Source organism: Streptomyces alboflavus (assembly GCF_000716675.1).
Classification (GTDB): domain Bacteria; phylum Actinomycetota; class Actinomycetes; order Streptomycetales; family Streptomycetaceae; genus Streptomyces; species Streptomyces alboflavus.
Window position 1 is genome coordinate 84,325 of the sequence record NZ_JNXT01000039.1, and the last position, 11,100, is coordinate 95,424.

General features: G+C 74.3%; 7 protein-coding genes. 6 read left to right on the plus strand and 1 reads right to left on the minus strand.

Features of this window, described 5'->3' with window-relative positions:
* The first annotated feature begins 97 nt into the window (after nt 1–97).
* The 5 genes from OO63_RS26945 to sucD all read left to right on the plus strand — a co-directional run bounded on the left by OO63_RS26945 (nt 98) and on the right by sucD (nt 7,961).
* Nucleotides 98–1,267, plus strand: a complete 1,170-nt coding sequence (locus OO63_RS26945) for an ATP-binding protein (RefSeq protein WP_030361458.1) — start codon at nt 98–100, stop codon at nt 1,265–1,267.
* Nucleotides 1,264–3,996, plus strand: coding sequence for a DUF5682 family protein (locus OO63_RS26950; RefSeq protein ID WP_078619379.1), 2,733 nt, complete (start codon nt 1,264–1,266; stop codon nt 3,994–3,996). Before OO63_RS26945 ends, OO63_RS26950 begins: the two co-directional genes overlap by 4 nt.
* Entirely contained in the window at nt 3,996–5,195 is a 1,200-nt protein-coding gene (locus OO63_RS26955) for a VWA domain-containing protein (protein ID WP_234311342.1), read from the plus strand. Before OO63_RS26950 ends, OO63_RS26955 begins: the two co-directional genes overlap by 1 nt.
* A 677-nt stretch (nt 5,196–5,872) precedes the next feature.
* Nucleotides 5,873–7,054, plus strand: coding sequence for an ADP-forming succinate--CoA ligase subunit beta (sucC, locus tag OO63_RS26960; protein ID WP_030361461.1), 1,182 nt, complete (start codon nt 5,873–5,875; stop codon nt 7,052–7,054).
* A 22-nt stretch (nt 7,055–7,076) separates the two neighbouring features.
* Nucleotides 7,077–7,961, plus strand: a complete 885-nt coding sequence (gene sucD, locus OO63_RS26965; protein ID WP_030361462.1) for a succinate--CoA ligase subunit alpha — start codon at nt 7,077–7,079, stop codon at nt 7,959–7,961.
* Between the two features lie 108 nt (nt 7,962–8,069).
* On the opposite strand, the gene OO63_RS26970 is transcribed toward sucD, so the two are convergent.
* Entirely contained in the window at nt 8,070–9,350 is a 1,281-nt protein-coding gene (locus OO63_RS26970; RefSeq protein ID WP_030361463.1) for a helix-turn-helix domain-containing protein, read from the minus strand.
* A gap of 116 nt (nt 9,351–9,466) precedes the next feature.
* Between OO63_RS26970 and OO63_RS26975 the strand changes: the two genes are divergently transcribed.
* The coding region (locus OO63_RS26975; RefSeq protein ID WP_248782218.1) for a cell division protein PerM at nt 9,467–11,100 on the plus strand (1,634 nt) is incomplete at its 3' end.

Sequence of the window (11,100 nt, forward strand, 5' to 3'; positions counted from 1 at the left end):
CGGCCAAGCCGTCGGCGCAGCACCGTCGTTGCTGGTTGCCGCTGCCCTGACGCACGCGCCGCGGCACTGACGCACGCAGGATCTGGAGGGGGATCACATGACTGTTTCCGTGGAGTCGGCCGGGGCTGCCACCACGTCCGCCGGGGTCGCGGGGGAGGGCCCGGCGGAGGGGTTTCAGGAGGCGGCCGGACAGGCGCTGCGGCCGCACGCCGAGGACGCCTTCGCCGCCGAACTCGCCGCGCTCGCCGAGCAGGACGACCGTCCGCGCCCCGCCCGCTGGCTGCTCTCGCCCTGGGCCGTGGCGACGTATCTGCTGGGCGGCACGCTGCCCGACGGCACCGTGATCACACCGAAGTACGTGGGACCGCGCCGCATCGTCGAGGTCGCCGTCACCACGCTCGCCACCGACCGCGCCCTGCTGCTCCTCGGCGTCCCCGGCACCGCCAAGACCTGGGTGTCCGAGCATCTGGCCGCGGCGGTCAGCGGCGACTCGACGCTCCTCGTACAGGGCACGGCGGGGACGCCCGAGGAAGCCATCCGGTACGGCTGGAACTACGCGCGGCTGCTCGCGCACGGCCCGAGCCGCGAGGCGCTGGTGCCGAGCCCGGTGATGCGGGCCATGTCCGAGGGCATGACGGCCCGCGTCGAGGAGCTGACCCGCATCCCGGCGGACGTGCAGGACACGCTGATCACGATCCTGTCGGAGAAGACCCTGCCCATCCCGGAACTGGGCCAGGAGGTCCAGGCCGTCCGCGGCTTCAACCTGATCGCCACCGCCAACGACCGCGACCGCGGCGTCAACGACCTCTCCAGCGCGCTGCGCCGCCGCTTCAACACCGTGGTCCTGCCGTTGCCCGAGAGCGCCGACGCCGAGGTCGACATCGTCTCCCGCCGCGTCGACCAGATCGGCCGCTCCCTCGACCTGCCGACCGGGCCGGACGGCATCGACGAGATCCGCCGCGTCGTCACGGTCTTCCGCGAGCTGCGCGACGGCGTCACCACGGACGGGCGCACGAAGCTCAAGTCGCCCAGCGGGACGCTGTCCACGGCCGAGGCGATCTCCGTGGTCACCAACGGCCTGGCTCTCGCGGCCCACTTCGGGGACGGTGTGCTGCGCCCCGGGGACGTCGCCGCGGGCATCCTCGGAGCCGTCGTGCGGGACCCCGCCGCGGACCGCGTGATCTGGCAGGAGTACCTGGAAGCGGTCGTGCGCGAGCGCGACGGCTGGAAGGACTTCTACCGCGCCTGCCGCGAGGTGAGCGCATGACGGCCGCCCAGGGGCGTACGGCTGCCGGTGGCGGGGCCGCCGCGCGGGCCGCGGGTGCGGGCGGGCCGCTGCTGCTCGGCGTGCGGCACCACGGGCCGGGCTCCGCGCGAGCCGTGCGGAGCGCGCTCGACGCGGCCGGGCCCCAGGTGCTGCTGATCGAGGGACCGCCGGAGGCCGACGGCCTCGTGGCGCTGGCCGCCGAGGCCGACATGCGCCCGCCGGTCGCGCTGCTCGCGCACATCGTGGACGAGCCGGGCCGCTCGGCGTTCTGGCCGCTCGCCGAGTTCTCGCCGGAGTGGGTGGCGATCCAGTGGGCGGTACAGCGCGGGGTGCCGGTGCGCTTCATGGACCTGCCGGCCGCGCATGCGCTGGCGCGCGGCGAGGGCGAGGGGGGCGAGGCCCCGGCCGGCGACACGGGTGGGGACGCGGGCGGGGACGGTCCCGGGGACGGGCAGGAAGGCGCGGCGGGTCGGCCCGATGACGCGGCCGGGGCGACCGGCACGACCGGCGACGCGGTGCGCGTCGACCCGCTGGCGGTGCTCGCCGAGGCCGCCGGGTACGACGACCCGGAGCGCTGGTGGGAGGACGTCGTCGAGCACCGCGCGGGCGGCGGTGACGCGTTCGCGCCGTTCGAGGCGCTCGGCGAGGCCATGGGCGCGCTGCGCGAGACGTACGGCAGCGGCGGGCACGACCGGGACCTGCTGCGTGAGGCGTACATGCGGCTCCAGCTCCGGGCGGCGCAGCGGGAGTTCGGGGCCGGGCAGGTCGCCGTGGTCTGCGGGGCCTGGCACGTGCCCGCGCTCCGGCAGAAGACCTCCGTGGCCGCCGACCGGGCGCTGCTCAAGGGGCTGCCCAAGGTCAAGGTCGACATGACGTGGGTGCCGTGGACGCACCGGCGGCTTTCGCGGCACAGCGGGTACGGTGCGGGCATCGACTCGCCCGGCTGGTACGGGCATCTGTTCAGCGCGCCCGACCGGCCCGTCGAGCGGTGGCTGACCAAGGTCGCCGGGCTGCTCAGGGACGAGGACCGGCTCGTGTCGTCGGCGCACGTCATCGAGGCGGTGCGGCTCGCCGACACGCTCGCCGTGATGCGGGGGCGGCCGCTGCCCGGGCTCACCGAGACGATGGACGCCGTGCGGGCCGTGATGTGCGAGGGCTCGGACGTGCCGCTCGCCCTGGTGCACGACCGGCTGGTCGTCGGCGACGTCCTCGGCGAGGTGCCCGACGCGGCGCCCGCCGTGCCGCTCCAGCGTGACCTCACCCGGCTCCAGCGCAGGCTCCGGCTCAAGCCGGAGGCGCTGGAGCGGGAGGTGGAGCTCGACCTCCGCAAGGACACCGACGCGGCGCGCAGCCGGCTGCTGCACCGGCTGCGGCTGCTCGGCGTCGGCTGGGGCGACCCGGTCGAGTCGCGCGGGAGCACGGGGACGTTCCGGGAGAGCTGGCGGCTGCGGTGGGAGCCCGAGCTGTCGGTGCGGGTCGCCGAGGCCGGGGTGTGGGGCACCACCGTGGTGGGGGCGGCGACCGCCAAGGCGGAGGCGGACGCGGTGGGGGCGGGGGTGCTGGCCGAGGTGACCGCGCTGGCCGAGCGGTGTCTCCTTGCCGAGCTTCCTGAGGCGTTGCCCGTGGTGATGCGGGTGCTTGCGGATCGGGCCGCGCTCGACGCGGATGTGGGGCATCTGGCGCAGGCGCTGCCCGCGTTGGTGCGGTCGCTTCGGTACGGGGATGTGCGGGGTACGGACACGGGGGCGCTGGGTGAGGTGGCCCTCGGCCTTGCCGAGCGGGTGTTTGTGGGCTTGCCGCCTGCGTGTGTGGGCCTCGACGTGGAGGCGGCGGAGGCCATGCGGGGGCATGTGGACGCGGTGCACCTGGCGGTGGGGCTGTTGGGGGAGTTCGCTGCCGGGGGCGGCTCGGGCGGCTCGGGCGGCTCGGGCGGCTCGGGCGGCTCGGGCGGACCGGGGGAACCGGGGGAACCGGGGGAACCGCGCGGCTCAGGCGGACTGGGGGGACCGAGCGGACCGAGCGGACCGGGTGGGCCGGGGGCGCGGTTGGACGAGGCCGCGCCGGGCACCGTGGGCACAGCGCCCACGGGTGGGACAGCGGGCGCCGCCGAGACGCTGGGCTCCGGTGAGCTAGCTGGGGTAGGTGAGGTCAGTGCGGCCGGTGGGGTTCGGGGACGGTGGCAGGGGGTGCTGCGGGGCCTCGTCGGCGGGGAGCGGGTCGCCGGGGGCGTTCGGGGGCGTTGTGCCCGGCTGCTGATGGACGACGGGGTGTTGGCCGAGGGGGAGGCCGCGCGGTTCGTGGGGCTTGCTCTGTCGCCCGGGACCGAGCCGGGGGAGGCCGCCGCTTGGATCGAGGGGTTCCTCGGGGGCGGCGCCGGGGGCGGGCTGCTGCTCGTGCACGACGAGCGGTTGCTCGGGCTCGTCGACCAGTGGCTCGCCGGGGTCTCGGGGGACGCCTTCGTCGACGTACTGCCGTTGTTGCGGCGCACGTTCGGGGCGTACGAGTCGGGTGTGCGCCGCACGCTGGGTGAGTTGGTGCGGCGGGGGCCGGGGCACTCCGGTGCGGCTGTGCCGCTCGCAGAGGGCGCGTCCGGGTTCGGCGCGGAGTTGGATCCGGGGCGCGCGGACGCTGTGCTTCCGGTGGTGGGGCTGCTGTTGGGGCTCGGTGACGGCAGTGCTGGTGAGCGGGGTGCCGGGATACGTGGGAACTCTTTGACGGGGGTGGCGTGATGGGCGACATGGGCGTGGATGCGGGGACGGGGAGTGTGGAAGGGGGCGGTGGGGACGAGCGGTTGCGGCGGTGGCGGCTCGTGCTCGGTGGGGACGCGGCCGAGGGGACCGGGTGTCAGCTCAGTGGGCGGGACGCCGCCATGGACGGGGCGTTGGCCTCGCTCTACGGAGGCGGGGGCAAGAAGGAGCGGGGGGAGGGGCGTTCGGCGGGGCTCGCGGCGTCGGCGCCGTCGGTCGCGCGGTGGCTCGGGGACATCCGGACGTACTTCCCCTCGTCCGTCGTGCAGGTCATGCAGCGCGACGCCATCGACCGGCTCGGCCTGTCCGCGCTGCTCCTGGAGCCCGAGATGCTGGAGGCCGTCGAGGCGGACGTACACCTGGTGGGCACGCTGCTCTCGCTGAACAAGGCGATGCCCGAGACCACGAAGGAGACCGCGCGGGCCGTCGTGCGGAAGGTGGTCGACGACCTGGAGAAGAAGCTCGCCACCCGCACCCGGGCCACCCTCACCGGCGCCCTCGACCGCAGCGCCCGCGTCAGCAGGCCGCGCCACCACGACATCGACTGGAACCGCACGATCGCGGCCAACCTCAAGAACTACCTGCCCGATTACAGGACGGTGGTCCCCGAGCGGCTCATCGGGTACGGGCGGGCCGCGCAGTCGGTGAAGAAGGACGTCATCCTCTGCATCGACCAGTCCGGTTCGATGGCGGCGTCCGTCGTCTACGCCTCCGTGTTCGGCGCGGTGCTCGCCTCGATGCGGTCCATCAGCACGCGGCTCGTCGTGTTCGACACGAACATCGTGGACCTGACGGACCAGCTGGACGACCCCGTGGACGTGCTGTTCGGTACGCAGCTCGGCGGCGGCACCGACATCAACAGGGCCCTGGCGTACTGCCAGTCGCAGATCACCCGGCCCGCGGAGACCGTCGTCGTCCTCATCTCCGACCTCTACGAAGGCGGCATCCGCAACGAGATGCTGAAGCGGGTCGCGGCGATGAAGGCGTCCGGGGTGCAGTTCGTGACGCTGCTCGCGCTGTCCGACGAGGGGGCACCGGCGTACGACCGCGAGCACGCGGCGGCGCTCGCCGCGCTCGACGCGCCCGCGTTCGCCTGTACGCCCGACCTCTTCCCGGACGTGATGGCGGCGGCGATCGAGAAGAGGCCGCTGCCCATACCGGACGTGCATACCCATCGGTAACAGGGGGCTTGCGGCGGCGGTGCCGGGCGTGGCGATGAGGTGCGGGACGGCGTCGGCGCGGCGTTCGGCGAGCACGGGACCGGTGGGGCGGAGAAGGCTCCGTTGCCCGGGCGGCCGGGCGGCCGGGTGGTCGGGTGGTCGGGTGGCCGGGCGGCTGGGTGAGTGGGCCGTCGACGGGCGACGTCACCCCGGACCACCTGCCGGGTGGCGGCGCGACGGGCCTGCCGGTGTACGACACGGCGTACCCGTCGACGTACAACGGCTGACCCCGAGCCACACATCAGCCGACCGGCGTACTGCGACAGCCGACCGGCGTACCGCGACTGATCACAACCGCAAACGCCGCGCTCCGGGGCCCGCGCCACCCTCACGACCCGCGCCGCCCGACCGCCCCACAGACCCCGGAACGCCCGGAAACGGCGCGTGCCGGGGGCGTCCGACACGCCCGGCGGACGCGATCTGTGACCGTCATCACCGCGCAAATGTGATCTGCGATTTAGGGACGCACGTCCCACGGCGATAACCTGCGAGACGGACATGCCGCGTACCGGACTTTCGGCTACGCCTCCCTTGTGACAGCGCAGTCACGTTGCCCTTCGCGGCACGCCCACGCAGAGCACGCAGAGACTGAAGCCGCTGCACGGCGGCGCGAGATCACTGAAAAGGGACGGACGCGCGTGGACCTGTTCGAGTACCAGGCGAGGGACCTCTTCGCCAAGCACGGTGTACCGGTGCTGGCCGGTGAAGTCATCGACACGCCTGAGGCGGCGCGCGAGGCCACCGAGCGGCTTGGCGGCAAGTCGGTTGTGAAGGCGCAGGTGAAGGTCGGTGGCCGCGGCAAGGCCGGCGGCGTGAAGCTGGCTGCCGACCCGGACGAGGCCGTCGCTCGCGCGACGGACATCCTCGGGATGGACATCAAGGGCCACACGGTCCACAAGGTGATGATCGCCGAGCTGTCGCCGGAGATCGAGGCGGAGTACTACGTCTCGTACCTCCTCGACCGCACCAACCGCACCTTCCTCGCCATGGCGTCGGTGCAGGGCGGCATGGACATCGAGGAGGTCGCGGAGAAGACCCCCGAGGCCCTCGCGAAGGTCCCGGTCAACGCCGTCGAGGGCGTGACCATCGAGAAGGCCCGCGAGATCGTGGCCCAGGCGAAGTTCCCGGCCGACGTGGCCGAGGGCGTCGCCGAGGCGATGGTGACCCTGTGGGACACCTTCGTGGCCGAGGACGCGCTCCTCGTCGAGGTCAACCCGCTGGTGAAGACGACGGACGGCCGCATCCTGGCCCTGGACGGCAAGGTCTCGCTCGACGAGAACGCCGACTTCCGTCAGCCCGACCACGAGGCCCTCGAGGACAAGGACGCAGCCAACCCGCTCGAGGCTGCGGCCAAGGCCAAGAACCTCAACTACGTCAAGCTCGACGGCGAGGTCGGCATCATCGGCAACGGCGCGGGTCTCGTCATGAGCACCCTCGACGTCGTCGCGTACGCCGGTGAGAACCACGGCGACGTGAAGCCGGCGAACTTCCTCGACATCGGTGGCGGCGCCTCCGCCGAGGTCATGGCCAACGGCCTGGAGATCATCCTCGGCGACCCGGATGTCAAGTCCGTCTTCGTCAACGTCTTCGGCGGCATCACCGCCTGCGACGAGGTCGCCAACGGCATCGTGCAGGCCCTGGAGCTCCTCAAGTCCAAGGGCGAGGAGGTCACGAAGCCGCTGGTCGTGCGCCTCGACGGCAACAACGCGGAGCTGGGTCGCAAGATCCTGAGCGACGCCAACCACCCGCTGGTCCAGCGCGTGGACACCATGGACGGCGCGGCCGACAAGGCCGCCGAGCTCGCTGCGGCTGCGAAGTAAGGGACGAGGGACTCAGACCACCATGGCTATCTTCCTCAACAAGGACAGCAAGGTCATCGTCCAGGGCATGACCGGTGCCACGGGCATGAAGCACACCAAGCTCATGCTCGGTGACGGCACGAACATCGTCGGCGGCGTGAACCCGCGCAAGGCGGGCACGAAGGTCGACTTCGACGGCACCGAGGTGCCGGTCTTCGGCACGGTCAAGGAGGCCATGGAGGCGACGGGCGCCAACGTCTCCGTCCTCTTCGTGCCGCCGGCCTTCTCCAAGGCCGCCGTCGTCGAGGCGATCGACGCGGAGATTCCGCTCGCGGTCGTCATCACCGAGGGCATCGCCGTGCACGACTCCGCCGCGTTCTACGCGTACGCGAAGTCGAAGGGCGACAAGACCCGGATCATCGGCCCGAACTGCCCGGGGCTCATCACGCCCGGCCAGTCCAACGCCGGCATCATCCCGGGCGACATCACCAAGCCGGGCCGCATCGGCCTGGTCTCGAAGTCCGGCACGCTGACGTACCAGATGATGTACGAGCTGCGTGACATCGGCTTCTCGTCGGCCGTCGGCATCGGTGGTGACCCCGTCATCGGTACGACGCACATCGACGCGCTCGCCGCGTTCGAGGCCGACCCCGAGACCGACCTGATCGTCATGATCGGTGAGATCGGTGGTGACGCGGAGGAGCGTGCCGCCGACTTCATCAAGGCCAACGTGACGAAGCCGGTCGTCGGGTACGTCGCGGGCTTCACCGCGCCCGAGGGCAAGACGATGGGCCACGCCGGCGCCATCGTCTCCGGCTCCTCCGGCACGGCCGCCGCCAAGAAGGAGGCCCTCGAGGCCGCCGGTGTGAAGGTCGGCAAGACGCCCACCGAGACGGCGAAGCTGGCGCGGGCCATCCTGGCCGGCTGACGCTTCCGCTCGCTGAAAGCGGGCCCGCACCCCACGCAGGGGTGCGGGCCCGCTTTCGTTGTCCCTGGGCGGCGCGGGTGGGCGCGGCGGCCGCGGCCGCTGTGGGCCCTACTCCGGTCTCGGGATCAGGCGGGCCGGGCCGCGGGTCGGTTCCTTGCGGAGCTTTTCGCGGAGCACTTCGTCCTCGTACGACAACGGGCCCGGGCCCATCCTCGGGGGGACGCCGCTGATGGCTCGGCCGGGGGACTGCGGGGGCTCGTAGCGGGTGGGGGCCGTGCGGACCGTGAGGGCCGTGGCGCCGATGATCAGGGCCGTGAAGGCGATGGCCGCACGGGTCCACAGGCGGGCCCGGCGCTCGCTGCCGATGCGGACGCGGGCCGGGCGCGGCACCACCAGGCGTTCGGTGCTGCCGAGCGCGCCGAGGTGCTCGTGCAGTACCTCGGGCGGCTCGTCGGCGGCACGCAGGTGCTCGGCCACGGCCTCGCGCGCGTGCAGGAGACGGCTCGCCGCGGCCGGAGTGCTCGCCTCCGTCTCGGCCGCGGTCTCGGGCAGGCCGAGCCCCACGCCGTCGTAGAGGAGCAGCGTGCGGCGCTGCGTGGGCGGCAGGTCGAGGAGCGCGGTCAGCAGGGCGCGGTGTGCCTCCTCGGCGGGCGGTACGTCAGGGCCGCGGTGCGCCGGGCGGAACCGGTGCCACGGGGACAGTGCGTACTCGTGTGCGGCCGCACGTACCCAGCCCGCCGGGTCCCGGTCCACGGCCACCTCGGGCCAGCGTTCCCAGGCCAGTTGGAAGGCGCGCTCCACGGATTCCTGGGCGAGCGCGCGGCGGCCGGTGAGGGCGTAGGTCTGGCGTACGAGGGCGGGGGCGGTGCGGGCGCAGAGGGCGTCGAAGGCGGCTTCGGCGGTCGGACGCTCGTCGGCCGAGGCGGAGCCCGTCGCCGCCTTCGCCGCTGCCCGGGCCGCCGCTTCCGCCTCCGCCTCGACCCGCGCCTCGGCCAGCTCCCGGGCCCTCGCCCGTTCCTCGGCCCGCGCCTCGGCCTCCGCCTGCACCTGCGCGAGGGTCGGCACGCTGGACCGCGCGTGCGCCTCGGGCCGGTCGTGCGCGGCCTCGGCCCGCGCCTCGGGCCGGACCTCCGCGGCCTCGGCCTGCGCCTCGGGCCGCCCCCCACCCCGTCCCACCGCCGAGGCCCCCACCGCCAACCCCTCCAAGAAGCGGGCATAAGCCACCCGTCGTTCTCCCCTTGGATGGGTGCGGCCCGATTCCCACGCGCGGACGGTCTCCCGGCTGACGCCGATGCGCGCGGCGACCTCGGCCTGGGTCAGGGACTTCGCCTCGCGGAGTCTGCGGCGTTCCTTGGGGGTCGGCAGTGGGACGGCAGGGCGCTGGGACATGGCTAGCCGATCCGTCGCACGAAAAAGTACATAAACGTATCTTGAGCGACACATCCGGCATTCGCCCGTTACGCGATGAAAGCGCGTGTCGTTGGGAGCATGGCCGCGTGACCGACATGACCGACCCTGGTTCTTTCACGCTCTACCGGAAGCAGACGGCGCCCGGACTCGGCACCTGCGTCATCGGCGGCGCGATCGCCGCCGGGCTCGGGCTCGGCGCGTTCGCGGTCCTGGTGATGGCCCTGTGGATCAGCTCGCCGTACCCCGACAGCGGGCCGGGCGGCGCGCTGCACGTGGCGGCCGCGCTGTGGCTCCTCGCGCACGGCACGGAGCTGGTCCGCACCGAGACGTTGTCCGGGGTACCCGCGCCGGTGGGCGTCACCCCGCTGCTGCTGCTCGCCCTGCCCGCCTGGCTGGTGCACCGCGCCGCACGGGACGCGGCGGACCCCGACGAGCGGGCGCTCGGCGCGCGCACCGCGTGGGCGGGCGTCGTCGGCGGCTATCTGCTGGTCGCGACGGCGGCGGCGGTGTACGCGGCGGGCGGCGAGCTGCGCCCCTCCTGGCCGAGCGCGGCGGCGCACGTGCCGCTGCTCGCCGTGGCGGCGGCCGGGTTCGGCGTGTGGACGGCGCACGGCCGGCCGCCGGGGCCGCTGCCGGATGCGGTGCGGCGCGCGGCGGCCGCGCTGCCGGTGCCCGCGGCGGTACGTCGTCTCTTCGTGCCCGAACGCGTCCTCGGCTCGGCCCGCGCGGCCGTCGCGGGGACGGCGGTCCTGGTGGGCGGGGGAGCGCTGCTCGTCGGGGTCTCGGTGGTGCTGCACGGCGGCCCGGTGCGGGAGTCGTTCCTGACGCTGACCACGGTGTGGTCGGGACGCTTCGCGGTGCTCCTGCTGGCGCTCGCGCTGGTGCCGAACGCCGCGGTGTGGGGTGCGGCGTACGGGCTCGGGCCCGGGTTCGTCCTGGGTACGGGCACGGTCGTGGCGCCGCTCGGCGCGGCCGCCGCCCCGATGCTGCCCCCGTTCCCGCTTCTCGCCGCTGTGCCGGAGGCCGGTCCGGGATCGCCCCTGACCTGGGCGGTCGGGGTGGTGCCCGGCGTGGCCGGATGCGTGCTCGGCTGGTTCGCGGCGCGGGCGGCGACGGCCGGGGAGTCCGCCTGGTCGGCGGGTCGGACGGCGGCGGGCGCGGGCACCGCGGCGGTGCTGTGCGGTGGCGCGTGCGCGGCCCTCGCGGGTCTGGCCGGGGGACCGCTGGGAGCCGAGGCCCTGGCGGAGTTCGGCCCGGTGTGGTGGCTGACGGGCCTGGCCGCGGTGGCGTGGACGGGGGTCGCGGGGGTGCCGGTGGCGCTGGGGGTGCGGTGGTGGCGGCTGCGGGTCCGGGCGCGGGCGCAGGCGGCCGCCGAGGCGGAGCGGGTGCGGGTGGAGGGGCGTGGCCAGGCGCCACAGGATGCCGAAGCGGAGGGTAAGCGGGGGCGGGGCCGGGGTCGGGGTCGGGGGATCGGGCGTTGGGCGGCGCGGCTGTGGCGCGGGCGAGTGCGGAAGGCCGCCGAGGGGGAGGCGGCGGCCGGGCTGGTGCCCGGCGGGACGGCCGGAGTGGTGGCTGCCCGTACGGAGCCGGTGCCGGAGGCGGGCGCGACACCCACGACGGGCGTGGCCCACACGACGGGCGCGGCACCCACGTCCGACCCCCTGCCCACGTCCGACCCCCTGCCCCCCGCCGACGTCGTACCCCCCACCGACCTCGCACCCCCCACCGC